The organism is Mycobacterium lentiflavum (assembly GCF_022374895.2).
Taxonomy (GTDB): Bacteria; Actinomycetota; Actinomycetes; order Mycobacteriales; family Mycobacteriaceae; genus Mycobacterium; species Mycobacterium lentiflavum.
This window is the reverse complement of sequence record NZ_CP092423.2, coordinates 241,292-265,131: the sequence shown is the minus strand read 5'-3', so window position 1 is coordinate 265,131 and position 23,840 is coordinate 241,292. Positions and strand designations below refer to the sequence as shown.

Here is a 23,840-nt window from a genome sequence, read left to right as displayed (position 1 = left end):
CGCTGTTAACCCAGCGAATCCCCACCCACCAGAGCCGGTGGTGTCATCGCACGGCCTGCCTTGGCGCGCAGATGTGGACAGGCCCCCAGCACCTCAGGATTATTAGCGCGACGGACGCATTTTAAGGATGACCGAATGAAGATTCCGGGTGTAACCAGCGTTGTCGCTGGTCTCACCGACGGAGCAGCCCAGCTGGTGAAAGCCGGCGTGTCCACTGCCGCCGGCGCTGCCGGCGCGGTGCAGCTCTTGGCAAGCCCGGTAGTCGAACTTGCCGGACCCGTGGTGCAGTCGATGGCCGGCTCCACCAGCCGGGCTCTCGGGATCAGCCCCTCGTCGAACGGATCTCCTGCCCCCATCACTCCTCCGGTGCGCTGGCAGAGCGGTCGGAGGGTGCACCTGGACCTCGATCCGTTGCTGCCGTTCTCGCGGTGGTACGAGTACTCGGCGGTCGTCGAGGAGCCCGTTCGCCGGATTCCGGGCGTCGCCGAAGCCCATGTCGAGGGCTCGCTGGGCCGGTTGGTGTTCGAACTCTCCGAGGACGCGGAAGACTACGACGACGTCCTCGACGAGGTGCGGTCGACGGTGGCGGCCATTGCCGCGGACCTGGCTTCCACGAAGTCGGACGTACCGATTTCCGCGCCGTTCGCCGACCCGGGTAACCCGCTGGCGATTCTGGTGCCGCTCACCTCGGCGGCCATGGACATGGTCGCGATGACCGCCGCCGTGACCGGCTGGGTGACCCGGCTGCCCGCGGCGCCGCAAACCACCCGGGCGGCCGCCGCCCTGATCAACCATCAACCGCGCCTGGTGTCGGTGCTGGAGTCGCGGCTCGGGCGGGTGGGCACCGACATCGTGCTCGCCGCCACCACCGCAGCGGCGCACGGGCTCACCCAATCGTTCGGCACCCCGCTGCTCGATATGACGCAGCGGACCATGCAGATCACCGAGGCGGCGGCACATCGTCGCGTGTGGCGCGAGCGGGAGCCGCAGCTGGCCTCGCCCGAGCGGCCGCAGGCTCCGGTGGTTCCCGTCATCTCCTCGGCCGGAGCCAAGTCGCACCTGCCGCGGCACAGCTGGGCCGCCGCCGCGGCGGGCGAAGCGTCGCACGTCGTGGTCGGCGGGGCCATCGATGCCGCGATGGACACCGAGAAGGGCTCGATGGCCGGGCCGGTGGAGGCCTATGTCGAGTCGGCGGCCAACGGCTCATTGATCGCCGCGGCCAGTGCGTTGGTGGCCGGCGGCGGCACCGAAGACGCGGCCGCCGCGATCGAGGCCGGGGTGCCCCGGGCCGCGCACATGGGCCGCCAGGCGTTCGCCTCGACGCTGGGTCGCGGGCTCGCCAACGGCGGACAACTGGTCCTCGACCCGGGCGCACTGCGCCGCTTGGACCGGGTGAAGGTGGTCGTCATCGACGGTGCGGCGCTGCGCGGAGACCACCGTGCAGTTTTGAAATCGATCGGAGAGGCGCCCGGCTGGGACGACGACCGCGTCTACGAGGTCGCCGACGCGCTGCTTCACGGTGAAGAGGCGCCCGAACCCGATCCCGACGAGTTGCCTGCCACGGGTGCGCATCTGAGATGGGTTCCGGTGCAAGGCCCGTCGGCCACCCCGGCGCAGGGCCTGGAAAGCGCCGACTTGATGGTCGACGGCGAATGCGTCGGCAGGGTCGAGGTCGGTTGGGAAGTCGACCCGTACGCGATCCCGTTGCTACAGACCGCGAATCGAACCGGAGCCCGAGTGGTCTTGCGGCACGTGGCCGGCACCGAGGATCTGACCGCCAGCGTCGCCGCGACGCACCCGCCCGGCACCCCGCTGCTGACCGTGGTACGTGACCTGCGAGCCGATCGCGGCCCGGTGCTGCTGATCACCGCGGTACACCGCGACTTCGCGTCGACCGACACGCTCGCCGCGTTGGCGATCGCCGATGTTGGTGTGGCACTTGATGATCCACGCGCCGCCACACCGTGGACCGCGGACATCATCACCGGCACCGACCTCGCCGACGCGGTGCGGATCCTGTCCGCGATTCCGGTGGCCCGCGGGGCCAGCGAGTCGGCGATTCACCTGGCCCAGGGCGGTACCACGCTGGCCGGGCTGCTGCTGGTCACCGGCAGCGAACAGGAACGGCCCAAAAACCCGGCGAGCTTCCGCCGCTGGCTCAACCCGGTCAATGCCGCCGCGGTCACCGCGCTGGTGGCCGGAACCTTCTCGGCGAGCCGGGTTTTGCGCCTGCCCGACCCCACCCCGCAACCGCTCACCGCCTGGCACGCGCTGGACCCCGAGATCGTGTACTCGCGGCTGGCCGGCGGCTCGCGACCGTTGGCCGTCGAAACGCTGACCCCATCCTGGCGTCGCCGCCTCGACGACCTGTCGTACAGCCCACCCTTCGCGGGCCTGCGCGCGCCACTGCACAACCTGGCGCGGTTGGCCGCGGCGACCCGGGTCGAGCTCTCCGATCCGCTGACCCCGATTCTGGCGGTGGGAGCCGCCGCATCGGCCATCGTCGGCAGCAACATCGACGCCCTGCTGGTCGGCGGCGTCATGACGGCCAACGCGATAACCGGTGGGGCACAACGGTTGCGGGCCGAGGCGGCGGCCGCCGAGCTGTTCGCCGAGCAGGACCAGCTGGTGCGCCGCGTCGCGGTCCCCGCCGTGGCCACCACCCGGCGCCGCCTGGAGGCGGCCCAGAACGCGACCCGCACGGTCACGGTGTCTGCCAAGTCGCTGCGGCCCGGCGACGTCATCGACCTGGCGGCCCCGGAGGTGGTGCCGGCCGACGCGCGCCTGCTGGTGGCCGAGGACCTCGAGGTCGACGAGTCGCTGCTCACCGGGGAGTCGCTGCCGGTGGACAAGCAGGTGGAACCGGTCGCCGTCAACGACCCCGAGCGAGCCAGCATGCTGTTCGAGGGCAGCACGATAGTCGCGGGCCGCGCTCGCGCGATCGTCGTGGCCACCGGCGTCAATACTGCTGCGCACCGGGCGATTTCGGCGGTCGCCGACGTCGAAACCGCAGCCGGGGTCCAGGCCCGGCTGCGCGAGCTCACCAGCAAGGTGCTGCCGTTGACGCTGACCGGCGGTGCCGCGGTGACCGCGCTGGCGTTGTTGCGCCGCGCGTCGCTGCGCCAGGCCGTCGCCGACGGCGTCGCGATCGCGGTGGCCGCCGTACCGGAGGGTCTGCCGCTGGTGGCCACGTTGTCCCAGCTCGCGGCCGCCCAGCGGCTGACGTCGCATGGAGTGCTGGTCCGCTCGCCGCGCACGATCGAGGCGCTGGGCCGGGTCGACACCGTGTGTTTCGACAAGACCGGCACGCTCACCGAGAATCGGCTGCGTGTCCTGTGCGCGATGCCGCACGATGCTCGTCCGGGCGATCCCTTCCCCGAGGCCGAGGATCCACGCTCGGCCGCGGTCCTGCGGGCGGCGGCCTGGGCGTCCCCCCAGCCCCAAGACGGTCAGGGCCACGCACACGCCACCGACGAGGCGATTGTCAACGCGGCGAATTTCCTTCTCACCAAGAACAATTCGGGATGGCAGCTTCTTGCCGAGGTGCCATTCGAGTCCAGTCGGGGCTACGCCGCCGCGATCGGCACCCTGAGCGCGGACGCCGACAAGCCGGTACTGATGCTCAAGGGCGCACCCGAAGTGGTGCTGCCCCGCTGCCGCTTCGCCGACCCGGAAGCCGACCGTGCGCATGCGGAGTCGGTGGTGCGCAGCCTCGCCGAGCGGGGTTTGCGGGTGTTGGCGGTAGCGCGACGGCCCTGGCCGAACGGGACCACTCACGACGACGACACCGACGTCGACGCCGTCGATACCACCGCGCAGGACCTCGAATTGTTGGGCTACGTCGGTCTGGCCGACACCGCCCGCGCATCGTCGCGCCCGTTGATCGAGGCGCTGGAGGCGGCCGGCCGCCAGGTCGTGCTGATCACCGGAGACCACCCGATCACCGCGCGGGCGATCGCCCGTCAGCTGGGACTGCCGGCGGATGCGCGGGTCGTCACCGGCGCCGAGCTGGCCGGTCTCGACGAGGACGCCGCCGCGAAGGTGGTTTCCAACGTCCAGGTGTTCGCTCGCGTCAGCCCCGAGCAGAAGGTGCAGATCGTCGCCGCGCTGCAGCGCTGCGGGCGGGTGACGGCGATGGTCGGCGACGGTGCCAACGATGCCGCCGCCATCCGGATGGCCGACGTGGGCATCGGCGTGAGTGGCCGCGGTTCGTCGGCCGCTCGTAGCGCCGCCGACATCGTCCTGACCGATCGCGACCTGTCCGTGCTGCTCGACGCGCTGGTGGAGGGCCGCAGCATGTGGGCCGGTGTTCGCGACGCGGTCACGATCCTGGTCGGCGGCAACGTCGGCGAGGTGCTGTTCACCATCATCGGGACGGCGTTCGGCCAGGGCCGCGCACCGGTGGGGACCCGTCAGCTGTTGCTGGTGAATCTGCTCACCGACATGTTCCCCGCGCTCGCCGTTGCCGTGACGTCGCAGTACGTCGAACTCGACGAGACCGAGTACGAAACCGAAGAACAGGCCGAAAAAGCCCGCGCCGCACACCGACTCGCGGTGCTGACCGGGCCCACGCCGTCGCTCGACGCCCCACTGATGCGCCAGATCGTCACCCGTGGCGTCGTCACGGCTGGGGGTGCGACAGCCGCCTGGACGATCGGTCGCTGGACTCCGGGAAGTGAACGTCGCACGGCGACAATGGGTTTGACCGCGCTGGTGACCACGCAGCTAGCCCAGACACTGCTGACGCGCCAGCACAGCCCGCTCGTCGTGGCCACCGCACTGGGCAGCGCGGGGGTGCTGGTCGGCATCGTGCAGACGCCGGTGGTCAGCCAATTCTTCGGGTGCACGCCGCTGGGACCGGTCGCTTGGTCGGGCGTGATGGGAGCCACCGCCGGTGCCACCGCGATCTCGTGGCTGGCACCCAACTGGCTGAACAAGGCCATCGGTGTGATCCAGCCCGACGGCGAGCACAAAGACGAACCGGACGCCTAGGTCGCCAGTTCCTTTCGGATGACCTTGCCAGCGGGGTTGCGCGGAATGCTGTCGACGACGTGGATGTCACGGGGCTGTTCGAAGCGAGAAACCTTGTCCTTCAAGTACTCCCGCAACCTCGTCACGTCGATCTGACGCGGGGCGCGGGCCACGACGAACGCCGCCAGGCGGCGGCCGAACTGTTCGTCGGGCACCCCGACGACCGCGTTCTCGGCGACGTCGGGATGCGCGGCGAGCGCGTTCTCCAGCGCACGCGGATATACGTTCTCACCGCCCGACACGATCATGTCGTCCTCGCGGCCGACGATGTACAGCCGACCCGAGTTGTCCAGATAGCCCATGTCCCCGGTGCTGGTCATCTCGTCGATGACGATCTTGTCAGCACCGCCGATGTAGCCCTTGGTCGTCAGCTCGCCGCCCACGAAGATGCGGCCGGTCACCCGCGGCCCGACGGCTCGGCCGTTCTTGTCGAAGATGCGCACCGGGCATCCCGCGACCGGTCGTCCCACCGTGTCCGGGGCATGACGCAGCTCGAAAGGTGTTGCCAGGGCGCCGATCCCGACTTCGGTGGAACCGTATCCGTTGTAGAGGATCTCGCCGTAGGAGTCCATGAAGCGTCGCGCGAGGCTCGGGTCGAGCCGATCACCGCTGGATATCACGACCCGTAACGACAACGGGTTTCGCATCCGAACCCGTTTCGGCAGGTCCAAGATGCGCGCCAGCATGATGGGGACCACGCTGAGCGCATCGGCACGCTGCAGCGATGCCTGGGCAAGCGTCGCCTCGGCAGCAAAGCGCCGACGCGTCAGAACCGTGCCGCCCAGGCTGATCGTGAGCATCAGCATGCCCAGGCCAAGACCATGAAACATCGGTACCGCCACCGCGATTCGCGACCCGACGCGCAGCCCGGTGCGCTCGAGAATCGTCATGCCGACACCCACGCCCGAACTCATCCGCGGCATCCGCGGCACACCCTTGGGCACACCGGTGGTACCCGAGGTCAGCAGGATCAGCCGCCCGGACTCGACGACGCGTGGACGCCGCACGCCCGGCTGGATCTGCACGGTCGCCGGATCGATCACACCCACCGACGGTGCGGCGTCGGCGACTAAATCGGTAAACTCGTTGTCGCAGAACAGGTTTCTGACCTGGTGCGAACTCAGCGCACCCGCGAGAGCCGTGCTGCGAAACTCCGTGTTCACCAGTACCACGTCGGCTCCGACCAGGGACGCGGCGAACACGGACGTGGCGAAGTCCCGGCCGTTGCGGCACATGATCCCCACCGCCTCGCCCGGACCGGCACCGTCGCGGACGAGTTCGTGCGCGAGCGCCTCGGTTTTGGACTGCAGCTCTCGGTAGCTCAACGCCCCGTCGTCGTCGATGAACGCCGTGCGGTCCGGCCAGCGCGCCGCCGCGACGGCCAACAGCGTCGACAGGTTGGTGCCCCCGCGATAGAGCTCGCGGACCAGCCGCAGCACCGCGACCGGGGTGGGCACACTCAGCAGCCGCGACGACACCAGGGCCCGGGCCGTCGTGGCGACCACTCCGTCGGTCATCCCTGGTCCTTTCGCTCGCGCGAATCGGCGAAAAACCTTCGATGCCACAACCGGGCCGCCCAGTCGGCGGGACCTGCCAGCAGCACCGAGGCCAGCTCCGCCGGAAACACCCAGGGCGGCTCGTTGGTGCGCGGGCGCTCGATGATCGCCTTTGCTATGGCGTCGGCGGCCTGGCCGGGCGACAGACCGGGAAGCCGGCCCAGGATCGGCGTCGGGGCGATCATCCGGGTTCGCACCAGGGCGAAGTAGACCGACGTGACGTCCACCCCGTCGGCGTGCAGTTCCGGCGCCACACTGCGCAGCCAGCGATCGAAGGCGCCCTTGGACGCCTGGTACGCGCCCCATTGCGGCCCCGGCACCACGCGCACGCCGACGCTCGACACGTTCACGACGAGGCCGCCACCGTTTTCCCGCATGGCCGGCAGCAGTCCCAGCAGCAGCCAAATCGGCCCCAGGTAGTTGATGTCGATGGTGCGCTGAAAATCGTGGGGGCGGTCGTATTGGTGATGCAGCGAACGGCGCAGCGATTTGCCGGCATTGCTGACGACGATGTCGAGCGGGCCGTGGTTCTCGGTGATCTGCTTGGTCAGCCCGTGGACGGCGTCCTCGTCGCTGAGATCCGTCGGGTAGGCGAAGGCCTGGCCGCCGCCGGCGTTGATCGCCGCGGCAAGGTCGTCGAGCCGCTCCGCCGAGCGGGCGACGACCAGCACCGTCGCCCCGGCCGCGGCCAGCCTGCGGGCAGTCGCCTCCCCGATTCCGTACGAGGCGCCGGTGACCAGCACCGTCTTGCCTGAAACCGCGGTGCGCAGCTTGTCGGGATCGCCTACCCGCGCCGGGTTGGCCAATCGGTCCGTCGCCGTCTTAATGGCCTGGCCTATCAGTTTCACCTTCACACCGCATTCACCGAGATGGCGTGCCGAGTCCGGGTGCAGCGCTGCTTTCCCAACGCCGTGCGACTCGTAACCTACAGCTACCAGACCACCCCTACCGGGCGAACCCCCGGTCCCGGTTACAGGTGTTATTCACGACTCCCGACGGTCGGCGTCGGATGCGACTTCTTCGGCTGTGCCGGAGGATTCGTCGCAGGGGTCCTCATGCCAGTCGCCGAACGGGTCCGGGTAGCCGCCCCACTCGCGCGGTCGGGCCATCTCCGCGTCGGTGAGCAGCGCTGCGTGCAGAGCATCGAGAAGGTCGGGCGGTTCTGCGCCGCAGACCAGTATCGTCATCGCCGTGTGCCGGTCACCGAACCGGTACTCCCACTGCAACTCGGCGAACAGGCGCCGTTCGGCGTCGACCGCGGCCGCCTCTTGCGCGGTCATCGCAGCCAGCCATTTTCCCGCACCGGCGACCCGCAAACCACCGCCGGCCGACTCCAGCCACATGACCTGGTCGAACCGGTTGGCCAGCCAGAGCCGCCCGCGGGTGCGCACCACCCCGGTCAACAGCAGATCCACGGCGGCGTGCAAGCGTTCGGGGTGAAACGGGCGACGCGCGTTGAATTCGACGATGCGCACCATCCCCTCGACGCTCAGCGGTGGCCGGCCGGCCAGCAGCCAACCGTGCGGATGATCGCTGCGGCCGCGTCGCGAGTCGTCGTCCAGATTCGCCAGCGCCATGTCGACGCGCTCGAGCCCCACCGTGATCCGCGCCCGCGGAGCAAGCCTGCGCAGCACGGCCAGCGTCACGGGCTCCGGACGCGTCAGCACCAAGAGGTCGGCGAACTCCGCCTGGCCAACGACGACCTGGGCCATCGTGCGACCGTCGGGCAGCGCGGCGTCGCCGAGTGCGCGGGAAAGCCAGGTGTGGGTGTCGATACACGCCACCACGCCGGCGATCGCCACGTCCAGGGCGGCCGGACCGTCGGGGTAGCCGGGACCGACACGCACCCGAACGTGGTTGATCGCGACACAGATGGGTTCGGGTTCCAGCCACTGCGACAGATGCACGACGATGCGCTCGACTCCGGCGTGGCGGGCCAGCTTGCGCAGCAGTATCAGCAGGTCGTTGCGTACGGTGCAGGACACGCACCCGTGCGCCAGCTCCAATGCCTGCTCGGCGGTCGTCAACTCGCCCTGGTGCACCATCGCCGTCGTGCGCCGCACCACGTGGCCGTCGAACCGATGCTCGACGACCACCGTTCCGGGCCGGCGCAGGAACGCCCCCGCCACTGCGTCGGTGTCGCCCTGACCCGCAACCAGCACCACCGGGGTCCGCATCCCAACTCCTTATTGCAAATGATTTTCAATAACGCCTCCGCCACGGTACAGTGCCGGGCAGGCCTTGTCGAAAATGATTTTCAATAACCGTGGAACCTGTCAAACGTCGACTCGTTGGTTGGATTGTGCCGTTTCGGCCCGACAACCCCGTGGAAAGGAGCCGTCATGTCCAAGCATTGTCAGGTCACCGGCCGCACAGTGAGTTTCGGTAACGCGGTGTCGCACTCGCATCGCCGAACCTCGCGGCGGTGGTCGCCCAATATTCAAGTCAAGACGTACTATCTGCCGTCGGAGGGCCGGCGCATCACGTTGCGGGTCAGCGCCAAGGGCATCAAGGTCGTCGACCGTGACGGCATCGAGGCCGTTGTCGCGCGACTGCGCCGAGAAGGTCAGCGAATCTGATGGCGCGCAACGAGATTCGCCCGATCGTCAAGCTCCGCTCCACGGCCGGCACCGGCTACACCTACATCACCCGCAAAAACCGGCGCAACGACCCCGACCGGCTCACGCTGCGCAAGTACGACCCGGTGGTCCGCCGCCACGTCGAGTTCCGGGAGGAACGCTGAATGGCCAAGAGATCCAAGATCGTCAAGAACGACCAGCGTCGCGCGATCGTGGCCCGCTATGCGGAGCGCCGCGCCCTGCTCAAACAGATCATCCGTTCTCCGGCAAGTGATCCCGAGCAGCGGCTGGCCGCACAGGCGGCGCTCGCCCGCCAGCCTCGCGATGCCAGCGCGGTGCGGGTACGCAACCGTGACTCGGTCGACGGTCGTCCCCGCGGGCACCTGCGCAAATTCGGGCTGTCCCGGGTGCGGGTGCGCGAGCTGGCCCACCAGGGGCAACTTCCCGGCATACGAAAGGCGAGTTGGTAGATGGCCGCCAAGAAGAGCCGTCCGAGCCGTACCCAACCGGTCGAGAAAAAGAAGAACCTGCTCAGCAGTCTCGGCGTCAAACACGTGGACTACAAAGATATTACGACGCTGAAGATATTCCTCTCCGAACGGGGCCGAATCCGGTCCCGCCGCGTCACCGGCCTGACGGTGCAACAGCAACGGCAGGTGGCCACCGCGATCCGAAATGCCCGCGAGATGGCGCTGTTGCCTTACGTCGCCGGCCGCTAGTCCCGGATGAAACCCTTGTTGCGCATCAGCGCGTCCGCGAGGAATCCGTCGTGCGGAATCTCGGGGGCGCCGTAGAAGGTCGGGTGGTTTCCGCGGTAGACGTTGCTGATGGTCGGGTCGCCGAGCACGCTGTCGATCAGGTCGTCGTCGTTGGTAATCACGTTTATTACCAACGAGTTTCGCAACGGCGTCAGGCCGTCGGCGCGCGACCACGGCGACACCCACACGCACGGGAAGGCCAGTTCGACGTTGAGCTTGTCGACATCCGGCTCGGCCAGCAGATGAACCGCCGGGCGCAGGGCGGCATAGCCGTCACCCACCGCGGCGACGACCTGATCGGCGCCGAGCAGCGCGGTGGTGCCGGCGGCCTTGGTCGCCAGATAGGCGGCCAGCGCCCGCGCCTTGTCGACGGGTTGGGTGGGCAGAATCGCCCGCTCGTCCTCGGTGGGCAGCGGCTCGATTGTCGCCAACCGGGCGGCGATCGCGGCAGCCAGCGGGCCGGGGTCGCCCTCGTAGAGCACGGCGGTGGTGTTGACACACGCCATACCACCGAGATTCGCGATCGAGTCGACGATCAGGTCGAGGTAGTCACGCCAATCGCGATCGGCGGTGATCAGGATCTTGGCCCGGCCCGGTCCGTTCACCAGCACCGTCGGATCAACGGCGTACTTGTCGACGACGTCCTGGCCGCCGTACACCATCGCCAGGTCGGCGCGGCGGATGATCTCGTCGGCTCCGCCGTGATCGGTGGGCAGGAAGACGACGTCCTCGGGCCGAAATCCGGCCTGGCGCAGGGCACTAACCAGTCGGTGTCCGGTGAACGGCTCGCGACGCGACGGGCGCACCGCGACCCGGTAGCCCAGGGCGAGCGCTTGGGGCCACAGGCCGTGCACGCCCGGGCCGTTTCCCGCGGCGTGCACGGCGAATATCTCGCCCCGCCGTGTCCAGACCGCGCTGCCGGCACGGGTGCGTTCGTCGCGCCAGTCGCGGGCCGCGCCGATCGGCTGAGCCGGGCGCACCGCGTCGAAGGCGTGCGCAACAGCGTCTGCGACGTTGCGGGCCCCCGTGCGGGTGACCACGATCGGTACGCCCGAAATCCGGCTGGCCAGTTCGACATAGGCGTCGAAGCCCAGGCCGCCGATCTCCGCGGTACGGAAGATGTCGGCCGCCGCGGCCAATGCCTTTTCCCGCTCGGCGACCGGTAGCGGCGCGACCTTGCGCTGCGCCCCGATGGCGCGCGACACATAGAGCGCAGGCACCAGACTCAGTTCGGCGACCGGCACTCCTGCCGTGGTAGCGACGATCTCTCGATTGCGCGTCCGGTACTCGCCGCTGGGCCCGAGCGCGTCGATCAGCACTAAATCAGTTGCCACGCTTCGGGTTTCGCCGGTCACCTCAGTACACGCCCTCGATGACGGCCTCGCCCTCGAACGTGGCGACCGGCCGTACCGCGCTGACCGAATCGCTGAGTTGCCCAGCGGGCCCGGGCATCCGGATCGCCATGTCGCGTTCCAGGTTGTTCGGCAAGAACATGCCCTTGCTGATGTGGTTCATCACCACCTGGCCCAGCTGCCCGTAGGGCACTTGTTCTCCGGTGTCGGGATCGATCACCCAGAACACCACGTACGGTGTCCGCGGGTCGAAAACGAATGCGTCGTCCTCGATTCGGGTGACCGCCTGCGACAGAATCATCGTGCTGCCGAAGGCCATCGTGATCGTCGTCTCGGGGAAGATGTCGCGCAACAGGTCCAGCGTGTCGGCGTCCACGTGCGCACCGCTGAGCAACAGATAGCGAATCTTGGCGTTCACCAAGTCCACCAGGTCGTCGTTGCGAGCGATCGCCTCGAGCAGCGGTGGAGTGGCGTGCAGGTTCGCGACGTTCTGCGTCTGCAGCACATGTGCGGCCTGCTCGAGGACGTGCTCGACATAGGCCGCGACCTCTCCGGCGGCATTGCGCGCGGCAATCTTCTTCACCCAGCGCGGATCGATGTCGATCGCGTGAAACGCCGAGCCAAGCCGCTCGGCGACCAGCCGCGAGAAGAAGCCCACGCCGTGCGGGCCGCTCGGCATCAGACACAAAAAACCACGGCCGCGTTCAAAACCGCCGGTGGCGAAGTCCTCAGTCTGCCATTCGATGACCTGGGCGACCCAATCCGGAAGTTGCGCAGTACGTTTCGGAGCCCCGGTGGTGCCGCCGGATTCGAAAACCTGCGGCACCGGCGGCGGCGAGCCGTATCCGCGCGGGATCAGATCCTCGACCGGCACATTGCGCAACTCACCCAGCAGATTGGGAAACAGCCGCAAATCGGTGAAGGTCTTGACGTCCGTCAACGGATCGAAGTCCAGTGTCTTGGCGGTCCGGAGCCAAAAGGCGGAGCCGGTGTCCGCACCGAAGTGCCACGCGATCGCCGCACGCAAGTACGCCTCGGGGTCGTCAACCGGTGCCGATCTCGGGACGTCCAACAACGAAAAGTCGATATCGGCCATGCCCTCGATCCTGTCGTATGCCGGTTCCGCCCGCCATGCAGGCTCGGGCCCCACTGGGCATACAAAGACTGAACGTTAGCCTATGGCGCAGCGAATTCCGTATGGCCGCAAGGTTTTCAGCGGGCGCCCTGGGTGCTGCCCGCACTGCGCAGCCAGGCCGTCATCGCCTCGTTGAAGGCCGGATAGATGTCGCGGTAGGTGCCGTCGCGTTCGGCGTAGCGGAAATTCTTGACCCGCTCCACGACGATCTCGTCGGCCAGGGGCTCCGTCCGCAGCAGGGACATCGTCTCCGCGACATACTCCTCCAGCGGCATCGCCCTCGGGTCGAATCCGCGATCGCCCTGCAGCGCGGTCTGCACGTGCGGCGGAATGATTTCGATGACCTGGATCGCCGTGTCACGAAGCTGGAAGCGCAGCGACTGCGTGTAGGAGTGCAACGCGGCCTTGGAGGCGCAATAGGTCGGCGTGAGCGCGCTGGGCATGAAGGCCAGGCCGGACGTCACGTTGAGGATGGTGGCACGCGGCTTTCTGAACAGCGCCGGAAGCAGTGCCGAAGTGAGCCGGATCGGGCCGAGCAGGTTGATCGCGATGCTCTGCTCCGCCAGGCCGACGTTGCTGGAGGTGAGGTCCTCGACGCGCTGAGTGCCGGCGTTGTTGACCAAGACGTTGAAGTCCGGATAGCGGTCCGTCAGCTCGACGGCGAACCGCCTGACGTCGGCCGCGTCGGATTGGTCCAGCGACAGGTAGCCGATGCCGGGGTTGGCCTCGACGACGGCCTGCAGTAGCTCCCGACGGCGGCCCGCGATCACTACCTGGTTACCGAGCCGATGGAACGACTCCGCCAAACCCCGGCCGATTCCGGTGCCGCCGCCTGTGACCAGAACGGTATTACCCGTCATTTGCATCGGTTGTGCTCCTCACGCTCGGGCTGACGTACCGGGATGCCGCAATATGCCTTGAGGTAACCACGAGTTTCCGCCCGAGTCACCACCTCAGGCCAAGTCGGATCAATATGCACGGCAGACATACTCACTATGCAATATATTCATTTCGCAAATAGGCGGCGGGCAGGCAGAGTCGAAGGGAGACAGCACAATCCGACAGTGAGGAACGCCGATGCGCTACATCGCCTTGGAAGAAGCATTTTTCATCCCGGAGCTGGCCGAGCGTCAGCCCACCACGGAGCATCAGCAACTGCAGAAGCGGATGACGACGGAATGGGCCCAGCGCTGTGAACTCCGGCTGCCCGACTTCGGCGAACACCGGCTGGCCGAGATGGACGATGCCGGCATCGACATCCAGGTGCTTTCGCTGACATCTCCCGGCCTGCAGGTCGACATCGACGCCGAACAAGCCCGTGACAACGCGCGCTTCGCCAACGACTACCTGGCGAAGGCCATCAGCGAAAATCCCGATCGCTTCCGTGGATTCGCGGCGTTGCCCTTGCAGGATCCCGCCGCGGCGGTGATCGAACTGGAACGCGCCGTCACCCAAGACGGATTCTGCGGCGCCCTGGTCAACGACTGCATCACAGGACCCGGCGGCCGCTACCTGGACGCGCCCGCATACGACGAGCTGTGGGCGGCGGCGGAATCCCTTGGTGTGCCACTGTATTTGCACCCCGGCGCACCGCCGGCCGATCACTGGCAGGTCATCGAGGGGCGGCCCGAGTTGTACGGCGCAACCTGGAGCTGGGCCGCCGAAGTCAGCGGGCATGCACTGCGAATCCTGTTCAGCGGCGTATTCGACCGGCATCCCGCGGCGACGATGATCTTGGGGCACATGGGCGAGTTTCTGCCATTTCAGCGCAGCCGCATCGACACCCGCTTCGCGTCGACGTCGCTCTCGGAAACCAGCACGTTGCGGCGCGCGCCGTCGGATTACCTCGGCACCAACATCGTCTTCACCAACAGCGGCGTGTTCTCACCCGCGGTGCTGCTCGGAGCCGTGCTGGAGGTCGGGGCCGACGCGTTGATGTTCTCCATCGACTACCCCTACGAATCCTCTTACGAAGCCGTCCAGGGATTCGAGCGGACGACGCTGTCCCCCACCGACCGCGAGAAGATCGCACACGGCAATGCCGAACGGCTGCTGCGGATCACTTAGCCGGCGCGGTTGTGCAGCCGGCGCGGGTCGACGCCCGCCCGGCGCCACGCCGTTACCGCCCACGGCGTGTAGAGCAACCAGAGCGGCAACCGGTTGAGCACCGGATTCAGCGCACGCACGACCGTCGCAAAGCGCTGAAACCGCTTCTCCTTCTTGGCATCCCACTCCAGTTGGCACACTTGGCGCATCTGTGGCGGCAAGGTTCCGACCAACACGAGACGGGTGTAGGCGTTCAGCGGCGCCGACAAGACCTGCCAAACGCCCTTGGGCATCCAACGCGGTCCGGGAATCCCCTTGCGGATGTAGCCGGTGCCGTACAGGACGGTCTTGTGCGGCACGAACCGCTCGAGCATGTCGTCCCAATAGCTGACGAAGTCGGCGTAGGTCTGCGGCTGGCCGCGCTCGCTGACGCCGTAGAGGCTGTACCAGACCTTGCCCTCATCGAAGATCTGTTCCTTCTCCGCGTCCGATAGCCGCCGGATGAACGTATCGGTGTTGTAGATGACCTGGTCGACGAAAGTCGCGTGCGCCCAATAGAACAACTCGGGGTTCAGCGCGTGATACCGCGAGCCGTCGCTGATGGTGCCCTTGATCGGTTTGTGAAAGTCGCGGACCTTGCGACCCCACTCGTGTGGGTCGTCGGAGTAGACGGTCTTCATCAACGGCGGCGCGGTTCGCTTGGCGCGGCCCAACGTGTCGCTGAAGATCACCGAGTGATCGAGCACCCCCTGGGCAAGCTGCTCGATGCAGTTCTCGACACCGGCGACGCGCTGGAACCCAAAGAATTGCGTGCGGTGATCGCCGTAGAACTTCCAGATCAGGGATTCGGGCCCCAGCCGCGGCGCGGCCTTTGCGATCTCGTCGTCGACCGGCCCCTCGACTAATACCGGGACCGCTTCCCGAACACCGGTGTCGAAACGGGCACCGGCCGTCGGGCCGGCCAACTGGTCGTTCTCGGCAGTCATGCCCAACCTCCGCCGAATCAGTGACACAAAGTTGTATCTTTGTTTCAAACCTAGCATTGGGGCACCGACATTGCCGAGGGGGTCGTGAGCCATGCGGAAACACCGCCTCGACGGCACCCTCATCGACGGCGGCGATACCGACGATGCCCTCCTGGACACCGCGCGCGCGGTCTTCGAGACCTACGGCGTGCGCCGCGCGAACATGGAGGACGTCGCCGCCCGGGCCGGGGTCAGCCGCAGCACCCTCTATCGGCGTTTCCCCACCAAGGACGACCTGGTCGAACGGGTGGTCCGGCGCGAGGGCGAGCTCTTTTTCGCCACCTTGGACCGGGCCACCGCCGGCTGCAATCCGCAGCAAGCAGTGATCGAGGCGTTCACGCTGGGTGTGCGCCTGGTCCAGGACTCCCCGCTGTACTCGCGCATCGTGGAAAGCGAACCCGAGCTGTTCGGGCTGTTCTCCCGATCGCACGCCTTCCCGATCAGCCAATTCGCCGCCGGGATCGCTCACACCCTGCGCAGATGCGGGGCGGACATTCCCGACGCCGACCTGGCCAACATCGCCGACGTGCTGCTGCGCGTGGCGCTGGGCATCATCGTCTTCCCCACCGATCGGCTCGACACCTCGGATCACACCGCCGTCCGGGAGTACGCCGGGCGCTACCTGGTGCCCATCATCGGCGGCTAGCCCCGGGTTTGTCGTAGCCCTGCATTAGCCTGGTGGCGTGGCGCCGGTTCCGCGGACTCGGTACGCCAGTTGCGGCGAACTCGACATCGCCTATCAGGTCTTCGGCGATGGCCCGATCGACTTGCTGGTGCTGCCGGGCCCCCTCATTCCGATTGACTGTGTCGACAGTGAGCCGTCGATGTACCGCTTTCATCGACGGCTGGCGTCCTTCAGCCGCGTGATCCGGTTCGACCAACGTGGAATCGGCATGTCGTCGCGGGTTCCCTCGTTGGACATGATCGGACCCCGGTCCTGGGCGCAGGACGCGATCGCCGTCATGGACGCGGCCGGGTGCGATCGGGCGACGGTGTTCGCCCCGGGGTTCACCTCCTTGGCCGGGCTGGTGCTCGCCGCCGAATTCCCTGAGCGGGTTTGCAACCTGGTGATCTTCAACGGCGGCGCGAGAACGCTGCGTGGTCCTGACTACCCGATTGGCAGCGACGAGGTGGAGGCCCAGCCGTACACGACGGTGGGGGTCGAGCCGGACGCCGTCGAGAAGGGCTTCGACATGCTCGGCATCATCGCGCCGTCGGTTGCCAGTGACGAGGCATTCCGCGCGTGGTGGGACCACTCCGGGAACCGGGCCGCATCCCCAAGCATGGCGCGCGTGGTCATCGAGACCATCCGGCACTCCGACGTGCGCGACATCCTTCCTCGCATCAAGACGCCAACGTTGATCCTGCATCGCGACAATCCGGAGTTCAGCCCGATTGGCCACGCGCACTACCTGGCCGAGCACATCGCCGGGTCGCGTTTCGTGGAGTTGCCGGGCGAAGATGCCTTGTACTGGACCGGTAATACGGCTCCGATGCTGGACGAGATCGAGGAGTTCATCACCGGCCTGCGCGGCGGCTCGGACGCGGAACGACTGCTGACCACGATCGTGTTCACCGACATCGTCAGCTCGACCGAGCGGGCCGCCCTGCTCGGTGACGATCGCTGGCGCGATCTGCTGGACAACCACGACGCCATCGTGCGCCGGGAACTGCAGCGCTTCTCCGGTCGCGAAGTCAACACGGCCGGAGACGGATTCGTCGCCACGTTCAGCAGCCCGAGCGCGGCGATCGCTTGCGCGGACGCCATCGTCGACGCGGTTCGGGTGCTGGGCATCGAGGTGCGGGCGGGCATCCACGCAGGTGAGGTGGAACTGCGCGGCGGCGCTCTCAAGGACGACATCGCCGGCATGGCGGTGCACATTTGCGCCCGGGTCGCCGCCCAGGCGGGCCCCAGCGAGGTGTTGGTGTCGTCGACGCTGCGCGACATCGTCACCGGCTCACGGCACAGGTTCACCGACCGCGGCGAGACCGCACTCAAAGGCGTGCCGGGCCAGTGGCGGTTGTACGCCCTGGTGAGCGAGCACGCCGTCGTCAGGCGGTAACCAAGCCCACATTCGACAGGGCGGGTGACGCACCGTCGCGCGTAGGCTGCGTTGGGGAGACTGTCAGCGTCGCGGCTCCCCGGATTTCGGCGTACAGCTTGACATTTGATCGAAGGAGCACGCATGACCGACGTGCACGTTTCGCTTCCGCCCGCGTTGCGCCGAGCGCTGGATCTGCTAGCCGATCCGCCGGCGATTCCGGATGCCAGCAAGGGGTATCTCGATCTGCTCGGCAACGACGACATCCCGAAGAACACCGGCCCGATCCAGGCGGCATGGGCATCTCCCATCGGCTCAATGCTTTACGACAACGCGCAGGCTGTCTCCCGACGGCTGATCGCCGCGCTGCAGCACCCCGCCGACTGGCTGGACATCCCGCCGGGGGGCACCGCGCTGGATGTCGGCTCCGGGCCGGGCACCGTCACCGCGTCGCTGGCACGCGCGGCGGGCAAGGACGGATTGGCCTTGGGCGTCGACATCTCCGAGGCGATGCTGGCCCGGGCCGTGCGCAACGAGGCAGGCCCGCATGTCGGCTTCATAAGGGCTGACGCACAACGACTTCCGCTGCGCGACGGCACCGTCGACGCGGTGGTCTCGATGGCGGTGCTGCAATTGATTCCGGATCCGGCCGCCGCGCTGGCCGAGATGGCGCGGGTGCTGCGACCCGGCGGACGGCTGGCCATCATGGTCCCGACCGCGGGGCGTGCCGCGCGGGTGTGGCAGCTGCTGCCCAACATCGGCGCGCACATCTTCGGCGAAGACGAAATCGGCGACCTCCTCGAAGACAACGGCTTGCTCAGCGTGCGGGTCAAAAACGTCGGCACGTTCCAGTGGGTGCGCGCCAAAAGAGGCTGACGTTCAGTCCCGTTTGAAAGCCGGGTGATTGCGCACCAGTAGTGGCAACAGCGACTCGGGCGGCGCGATCCGGAAGAAAGCCGCCGCGATTCGGTTGATCCGGCCCGGGATCACGACGGCTTTGCCCGCGGCCAGCCCGTCGATTCCCGCCTGTGCGACCTTGTCGGCGGGAATCCACATGATCCGCGGTAGGGCGGCCTCGGCTTCCTCCTTGCTGAAGCCCGCTGCTTCACCGAAACCGGTGTCCACCGGCCCGGGACACAGCGCGGTCGCGGTCACGCCGGTGCCACGCAGTTCGCCGCGCAGGCTATGCGTGTAGGACAACACGAACGCCTTGGCGGCGCCGTATGCCGCTTGGCCCGGCAGCGGCCCGAACCCGGCCACCGACGCCACATTCAGCACGGCGCCCCGTCCGCGCTCGACCATGCCGGGCAAAAACCTGCTGCACAGATCGACCACGGCGGCCACGTCGACTTCGACGAGGTTAACTTCTTGCTCGGGAACAGATTTCGCAACGAGGCCGAGGGTGGACAGCCCGGCGTTGTTGATCAGGATGTCCGGAGTCAGGCCGAGGGCGGCGACGCGGTCCGGCAGAGCCGCCCGCGCGGATCGATCGGACAGGTCGGAGGGCAGCGGGTGCGCATTGGGGCCCAAGCGCCCGGCGAGCGCGCTGAGTCGGTCGGCGTTGCGGGCCACCAGCACGACCTGATAGCCGCGCCCCGATAGCATCTCGGCGAATTGCTCACCGATGCCCGAAGATGCGCCGGTGACGATTGCGCCGCGATCGCTTCCCGGCGATGGAAGGGGCATACCTGGCCCTACCCGAGGCGCTGGGCGAGCATCGCGAGCTTGTCCATCGAATCGCGCAACATCTCCGACGTCGTCGAATGCGCCTTCTCGAGCCGCTTCGGGTCGGTCAGCGCGGTGAAGTCGTAGGTGTGCGTGACGTTGGTCAGTGTGGAGTTGATCCCACTGAGCTCCCAGCGCCACAGGTGACCGGGCGGCGGCTTTCCGGGTTCGGCCGGGCGCCAAGCGATCTTGGTGCCTTCGATGAATTCCACGACGTGGTTCTCCCGCACTGCACCGTTGGTCAACGTCATCTTGAACACGTCACCGACCGCGCGGACGCGCTGCCCGGGAGCCGCCGAGGCGAGGTTGTTGTTGCCGTCCCAGCTCGGCTGGCTAGACGGCTCGGCGATCAATTCGAAGATGCGCTCGGCGCTGGCCGAGATGACGCGGGTGGCGCTCACAATGCCTTCGGGTTCATCCATACAAGTCATCCAAACACCACTGGGGGCCGGCATCGTGCCGACCCCCAGGGCGTGCGACTGCCGCGTTAGCCCGCGCGCAGTGCCTCGGCCGGTCCGGACAGCGCCGCCTTAAAGTGGCGGGTCATGTCGTCGGCCAACACCTCGGCGTCACCGTTCTCGACGCCGGCCACGATCTGATGGGCCACGTCCCGCGGGTCGTTCTTCGGGACGTCGAACCCGGTGGTCATGTCGGTGTCGGTGTAGCCCAGGTGTACCGAGGTGACCAGTGTGCCCTGCTTCTCCAGCTCGACCCGCAAGGAGTTGCTCAGCGACCAGATGGCGGCCTTGGAGTCGCCGTAGCCGCCGAAGCCGCCCACCCAGGACAGCACCGAGCTGATGTTCACCAGCGCGCCCCCGCCGTTTTCGGCGAGGATCGGCGCGAACGCCTTCGCGACCCGCAGCGCGCCGAAGTAGTTGGTCTCGAAGACCGCCTGGACCTCCTCGATGTCGCTGTCCAGGAGCTTGGCCGCGCCGAGCACGCCCGCGTTGTTGACGACGATGTCTGCGTCGGAGGCGGTAATAGCCAGCGCCGCAACCGAATCCGCCTGGGTGACGTCAAGCGCAACGCTTACGAGGCGAGGGTCAGTGCTGGGCTTGGGTGTGCGCGCCGTGGCATAGACCTTGGCCGCGCCGCGGCGCAGGAACTCGTCCACGATGGCCTTGCCGAGTCCGCGCTGTCCGCCGGTGACCACGACCGTCGACCCCTTGATGTTGACCATGATCCGTACTCCTTGACTTAGGTTAAATGGCTTTGCATCTGTCAAATTAGTTGTCGTGTTCGACATAGTCAAGTAGCATTTGGTTATGTCTTCATGGTCTGCGTCACAGCGCTACCAACTCGCGACCGCACCCGGTGGCCTGGGCTTGGTCCAGGATTTCCTCAACACGATCGACGTGAAGCGCGACGGCTCGGATCTACTGGACGACGCCACCCTCGCGCGGGAGTGGGTGAGCAGCGCGGTGCGGACCTGGGCAGAGCTGCGCGGCGTGCCCACCGACCCGCCCGACATCACGGACGCGGACCTGCCGAAGCTGCGCGCGTTGCGCGCGGCGATCGCGCAGCTGGTGCGCGGCGAGTCGGCGGCCGGGACGGGCACCGCGGCGATTTCGGCGTCGTTCGCGGTGTCCGAAACCGGCGAAGTCCGACTGGAACCCGCCGGCAACGGCTGGCGCTGGCTGGCCTCGGCATTGTGGGGTGAGATCTTGCTGGGCCAGCGCGACGGCACCTGGCGGCGCCTCAAGAATTGCCATCACCAGCCGTGCATGTCGACCTTCTACGACCGATCGAAGAACAACAGCGGCGTCTGGTGCAACGCGAAGACGTGCGGCAACGTCGCCAACCTACGGGCCTCACGGGCACGGCGGCGTGAACGCGACCGCGCCGCGCAGGACAACCGACTCAGCCCAGCGCCGGCAACAGGTGCAGCAGGACGCGAGCTGAGCTGATCGCGACCTCCTCGACGAACTGGTTGAAATCGGCACCGGAGTCGGTGCCGGCCAGGTCGGACAGCGCGCGGATCACCAGCCAGGGGATGCCGAACGCCTCGCAGACCTGGGCCAGCGCACCGCCCTCCATGTCGATCGCCAGGCCCCCGAAATCGTTGTGCAACCTCTCGCGGGTGGACTCGCAGTGCAGGTACTGGTCGCCGGTCAAGACGGTGCCGTAGCTGATCCGCGGCGGCGTGGCGGTGCCGCCCGCCGCCGGTGGCAACACCGGAAGGGTGAATCCCTCGAGACGGCGTCTGACGCGGTCGAAGAGTTCGGGTTCGACCGGATAGCCGAAACGCTCGGTCGGGTTGATGAACGGGACGTGCCCAGGCTGGTAGGGCGCCAGCCGTTCGTCTGCGATGACCCCGAAGTCGTGCTGCACCACCCGGTCGGCGATAACGATGTCGCCGATGTGCAGCCGCGGATCCAGTCCGCCCGCGACACCGGTGAAAACGATTGTGTGGCAACGGAATCGGTCGGCCAGAAGCGTCGCCACCAGACCGGTGTTGACCTTGCCCATGCCGGCCGCGGCCAGCACCACCCGCCGCGCATCGAGTTCGCCGGTATCGAAGGTGAGCTGTGCGATCTGTTCGCGCCGCGCCCCGGACAGCACACTGCGTAGATAAGCCCACTCTTGCGGGATTGCACAGATGACGCCGATCGTCACCGCGCTCCGTTGGGGGGCAACTCGAACTCCAATCGCCGGCCATTGGGGCTCTGGCACCGCCGGCGATTCTGTCGACCCGTCAGGGGGTCAGCAGCGCTCCGCACCCCGGCGCATCACGCGTGAGTCATCGCCCTGCCCGCGTGACCTGTTCCTGAGCACAAGATTCAGCGCATCGCAGGCGCGGGCTTTGATCGGGGCAACTACATCGAGGTTGGTAGAACTCTGGTTGATCAAGGTCTGCAGTGTAGGCACAGTCTCGACCCCTCCTTTGCCGGCCTAGTCAGCCGACTCGTCAATTTCACCGCAGCTGTTTTACAAGTGTGCAGCAAGCGGGTAAACGCAGTGCTAATCCAGCTTGTGTCGTAGCGCACATTCCACGGCATTTATTCCCGTCACCACGCCTGTGACCAGTACTAATCCGGTCTACGACGCAGAAACGCGGGACCCACGGCGGCGTGGTGCCCCGGCGATAACGGTTAGCTTCACGCTGGCGAAAATGCCGCTGCCACAAGGGAAATCCCCTAAACCCAACGCTGGGCAGCTCCAGTGTGCCACATCCGGCGGCGGTACGCCGCCAGCGGACTGTTAGGTTACCTATATGTCTGACGAAATGCTCTGCATCGACTACCGCCGGCTCGAATCGGTCTATGGCCCGTTGGCCGAATCAGTCCGCCGGCTCGTCGATCTCAGCATCCGGACCGAAGCGGACCCCGCGACGGTCGCGGCCGCAAAAGCCAAAATCGACAGTGCCGCAGACGAATTGAGTGCATCTGCGCGGCCGGGGACGTTTGGGGTGCGCACGACGCCGGACGGCGGCACCGTCGCCTGGGGCAATGCCGTCGTCGGTCTGCGCAATGCGGTCGCGCCGCCGCTGGTACTTCATCACGAAGCGGACGGACTGGTGTGGTCGGAGTTCAATCTCGGTGCGGCATACGAAGGCCCGCCGGCGCACGTGCACGGCGGGGTATCTGCCCTGATCCTCGACCATGTGCTGGGGGCGACGGCACACAAGCTGGGCCGACCTGCCTATACCGGCACCCTGACCTTGCGTTACCGGCGCCGCACAGCGCTCGGCCGTCCGCTGCGGGCCGAAGCACACATCGACCGCATCGACGGGGTGAAGACGTACTCCATCGGTCACATCGCCGACGCGGACGGTGTCACCGTGGAAGCCGAGGGCGTGTTCATCACCCCGAAGACGTGAGTATCACGTCGTCATAGCGGCCCGCTCGACGTCGAGGAGCTGCTCACCGCGTCGTTCCTCGTCGTAGGCTTCGCGACCACCGCGCACGCCGAACAGCCGTTTGGAGACCACCAGGTAGATCACGGCCAGGACGTTGATGCTGAAGGTGACCACCCGCGTCATCGTGATGCCCTTGGCCAGGTCATGGATCTCCAACGGCAAGAACACCGAGGTGGCGATCACCGCGAAGTATTCGCCCCAACGTTTGAGCAACCACAGGCCGACGGCCTCGAGCAGCTCGACCAGAGCGTAGGCGGTCAGCATCAGGGTCAGCAGCGCCAAGGTGGAAGGTTTGGCGGCCAACGCCTTTTCCAGCTCGTGCACGAGCGTCATTTGATCGACCTTGAATCCGGCGGCCCGAAAGATGGGCAGGTCGCGATCGAGGGTGGCCTGGATCGACCCCCGAGCACCGCGGAACTTCCACACCGCGTAGGCCGCGAGCGCGATCACCACCGCCCGCAACACGCGCTCGACCGCGAGGGCACGAATGATGATGGCCTGCCGTAAAGCCTTGCCACGCATAATCATCGGGGCGTCCTCGGCGTGGCCCCGGCCATGAGGTGCGCCGACGACGAACTCCCCGCAGCGCAGGCACCGCCACACTTCGCCGAGTCCGGTCGTGCCACTGAGCCGGTCGGCAAGTCCCTGCTCCTCGGGTGCGTAGGTCACATGGCCTGCGAGCGCGCAGGTGACCAACTCCCAGCGGTTGATGCCGCGATCTTTGCGCATGGC

The 23,840-nt window shown here is 67.3% G+C and carries 23 protein-coding genes; 11 read left to right on the top strand and 12 right to left on the bottom strand.

Annotated elements, in window-relative coordinates:
- Positions 1–135 precede the first annotated feature (135 nt).
- The gene (locus MJO58_RS01290) at positions 136–4,992 is read left to right on the top strand and encodes a cation-translocating P-type ATPase (RefSeq protein ID WP_239721783.1); all 4,857 of its coding nucleotides are present in this window, start codon (positions 136–138) and stop codon (positions 4,990–4,992) included.
- Here MJO58_RS01290 and MJO58_RS01285 read toward each other — a convergent pair.
- The 3 genes from MJO58_RS01285 to mrf form a co-directional block, all read right to left on the bottom strand.
- Complete coding sequence (locus MJO58_RS01285) at positions 4,989–6,548, bottom strand: AMP-binding protein (protein ID WP_239721782.1); 1,560 nt, start codon at positions 6,546–6,548, stop codon at positions 4,989–4,991. The genes MJO58_RS01290 and MJO58_RS01285 overlap by 4 nt on opposite strands.
- Complete coding sequence (locus tag MJO58_RS01280) at positions 6,545–7,435, bottom strand: SDR family NAD(P)-dependent oxidoreductase (protein WP_239721781.1); 891 nt, start codon at positions 7,433–7,435, stop codon at positions 6,545–6,547. Before MJO58_RS01280 ends, MJO58_RS01285 begins: the two co-directional genes overlap by 4 nt.
- A gap of 135 nt (positions 7,436–7,570) precedes the next feature.
- The gene (gene mrf, locus MJO58_RS01275; protein WP_239721780.1) at positions 7,571–8,764 is read right to left on the bottom strand and encodes a ribosome hibernation factor-recruiting GTPase MRF; all 1,194 of its coding nucleotides are present in this window, start codon (positions 8,762–8,764) and stop codon (positions 7,571–7,573) included.
- Positions 8,765–8,929: 165 nt separating this feature from the next.
- On the opposite strand from mrf, the gene rpmB reads away from it, so the two are divergent.
- From rpmB to rpsR, 4 genes are read left to right on the top strand one after another with little or no spacing between them, the layout of a single operon-like run.
- On the top strand, positions 8,930–9,166 hold the full coding sequence (gene rpmB, locus MJO58_RS01270) for a 50S ribosomal protein L28 (RefSeq protein ID WP_239721779.1): 237 nt from the start codon (positions 8,930–8,932) through the stop codon (positions 9,164–9,166).
- Positions 9,166–9,330, top strand: a complete 165-nt coding sequence (rpmG, locus tag MJO58_RS01265) for a 50S ribosomal protein L33 (protein ID WP_036465848.1) — start codon at positions 9,166–9,168, stop codon at positions 9,328–9,330. Before rpmB ends, rpmG begins: the two co-directional genes overlap by 1 nt.
- Positions 9,331–9,636: a 30S ribosomal protein S14 gene (rpsN, locus tag MJO58_RS01260; protein WP_239721778.1), complete on the top strand. Its 306-nt coding sequence runs from the start codon at positions 9,331–9,333 to the stop codon at positions 9,634–9,636.
- The gene (gene rpsR, locus MJO58_RS01255; protein ID WP_090598325.1) at positions 9,637–9,885 is read left to right on the top strand and encodes a 30S ribosomal protein S18; all 249 of its coding nucleotides are present in this window, start codon (positions 9,637–9,639) and stop codon (positions 9,883–9,885) included.
- Here rpsR and MJO58_RS01250 read toward each other — a convergent pair.
- From MJO58_RS01250 to MJO58_RS01240, 3 genes are all read right to left on the bottom strand, one after another.
- Entirely contained in the window at positions 9,882–11,258 is a 1,377-nt protein-coding gene (locus MJO58_RS01250) for an aldehyde dehydrogenase family protein (RefSeq protein ID WP_239721777.1), read from the bottom strand. The two genes, rpsR and MJO58_RS01250, sit on opposite strands and share 4 nt — an antisense overlap.
- 22 nt (positions 11,259–11,280) lie before the next feature.
- Entirely contained in the window at positions 11,281–12,372 is a 1,092-nt protein-coding gene (locus MJO58_RS01245; RefSeq protein WP_090598322.1) for an acyl-CoA synthetase family protein, read from the bottom strand.
- Positions 12,373–12,488: 116 nt separating this feature from the next.
- A complete protein-coding gene (locus tag MJO58_RS01240; RefSeq protein WP_239721776.1) occupies positions 12,489–13,277 on the bottom strand; it encodes an SDR family oxidoreductase in 789 nt (262 codons plus the stop codon).
- A gap of 211 nt (positions 13,278–13,488) precedes the next feature.
- Between MJO58_RS01240 and MJO58_RS01235 the strand changes: the two genes are divergently transcribed.
- The gene (locus tag MJO58_RS01235; RefSeq protein WP_239721775.1) at positions 13,489–14,478 is read left to right on the top strand and encodes an amidohydrolase family protein; all 990 of its coding nucleotides are present in this window, start codon (positions 13,489–13,491) and stop codon (positions 14,476–14,478) included.
- Here the strand turns inward: MJO58_RS01235 and MJO58_RS01230 are convergent.
- A complete protein-coding gene (locus MJO58_RS01230) occupies positions 14,475–15,443 on the bottom strand; it encodes an oxygenase MpaB family protein (protein WP_090598317.1) in 969 nt (322 codons plus the stop codon). The genes MJO58_RS01235 and MJO58_RS01230 overlap by 4 nt on opposite strands.
- Before the next feature lie 91 nt (positions 15,444–15,534).
- Here MJO58_RS01230 and MJO58_RS01225 point away from each other — a divergent pair, with 91 nt between their 5' ends.
- The 3 genes from MJO58_RS01225 (at position 15,535) to MJO58_RS01215 (ending at position 18,400) form a co-directional block, all read left to right on the top strand.
- Positions 15,535–16,128, top strand: coding sequence for a TetR/AcrR family transcriptional regulator (locus MJO58_RS01225; protein WP_239721774.1), 594 nt, complete (start codon positions 15,535–15,537; stop codon positions 16,126–16,128).
- A 37-nt stretch (positions 16,129–16,165) separates the two neighbouring features.
- On the top strand, positions 16,166–17,545 hold the full coding sequence (locus MJO58_RS01220) for a bifunctional lipase/adenylate cyclase LipJ (protein ID WP_090598314.1): 1,380 nt from the start codon (positions 16,166–16,168) through the stop codon (positions 17,543–17,545).
- 123 nt (positions 17,546–17,668) lie between these two features.
- Positions 17,669–18,400: a class I SAM-dependent methyltransferase gene (locus tag MJO58_RS01215; RefSeq protein WP_239721773.1), complete on the top strand. Its 732-nt coding sequence runs from the start codon at positions 17,669–17,671 to the stop codon at positions 18,398–18,400.
- A 3-nt stretch (positions 18,401–18,403) separates the two neighbouring features.
- Here MJO58_RS01215 and MJO58_RS01210 read toward each other — a convergent pair whose 3' ends face one another.
- From MJO58_RS01210 to MJO58_RS01200, 3 genes are all read right to left on the bottom strand, one after another.
- A complete protein-coding gene (locus tag MJO58_RS01210) occupies positions 18,404–19,210 on the bottom strand; it encodes an SDR family NAD(P)-dependent oxidoreductase (protein WP_239721772.1) in 807 nt (268 codons plus the stop codon).
- Between the two features lie 8 nt (positions 19,211–19,218).
- The gene (locus MJO58_RS01205) at positions 19,219–19,671 is read right to left on the bottom strand and encodes an SRPBCC family protein (protein ID WP_090598309.1); all 453 of its coding nucleotides are present in this window, start codon (positions 19,669–19,671) and stop codon (positions 19,219–19,221) included.
- 65 nt (positions 19,672–19,736) lie between these two features.
- Positions 19,737–20,429, bottom strand: coding sequence for an SDR family oxidoreductase (locus MJO58_RS01200; RefSeq protein WP_239721771.1), 693 nt, complete (start codon positions 20,427–20,429; stop codon positions 19,737–19,739).
- 85 nt (positions 20,430–20,514) lie between these two features.
- Between MJO58_RS01200 and MJO58_RS01195 the strand changes: the two genes are divergently transcribed.
- Entirely contained in the window at positions 20,515–21,156 is a 642-nt protein-coding gene (locus MJO58_RS01195) for a CGNR zinc finger domain-containing protein (RefSeq protein WP_239721770.1), read from the top strand.
- Here the strand turns inward: MJO58_RS01195 and MJO58_RS01190 are convergent.
- The gene (locus tag MJO58_RS01190) at positions 21,110–21,898 is read right to left on the bottom strand and encodes a 5'-methylthioadenosine/adenosylhomocysteine nucleosidase (protein ID WP_239723483.1); all 789 of its coding nucleotides are present in this window, start codon (positions 21,896–21,898) and stop codon (positions 21,110–21,112) included. The two genes, MJO58_RS01195 and MJO58_RS01190, sit on opposite strands and share 47 nt — an antisense overlap.
- Positions 21,899–22,463: 565 nt before the next feature.
- Between MJO58_RS01190 and MJO58_RS01185 the strand changes: the two genes are divergently transcribed.
- Entirely contained in the window at positions 22,464–23,069 is a 606-nt protein-coding gene (locus tag MJO58_RS01185) for a PaaI family thioesterase (RefSeq protein ID WP_090598305.1), read from the top strand.
- Between the two features lie 3 nt (positions 23,070–23,072).
- On the opposite strand, the gene MJO58_RS01180 is transcribed toward MJO58_RS01185, so the two are convergent.
- Positions 23,073–23,837, bottom strand: coding sequence for a DUF2127 domain-containing protein (locus tag MJO58_RS01180; protein WP_239721769.1), 765 nt, complete (start codon positions 23,835–23,837; stop codon positions 23,073–23,075).
- Positions 23,838–23,840: the final 3 nt, after the last annotated feature.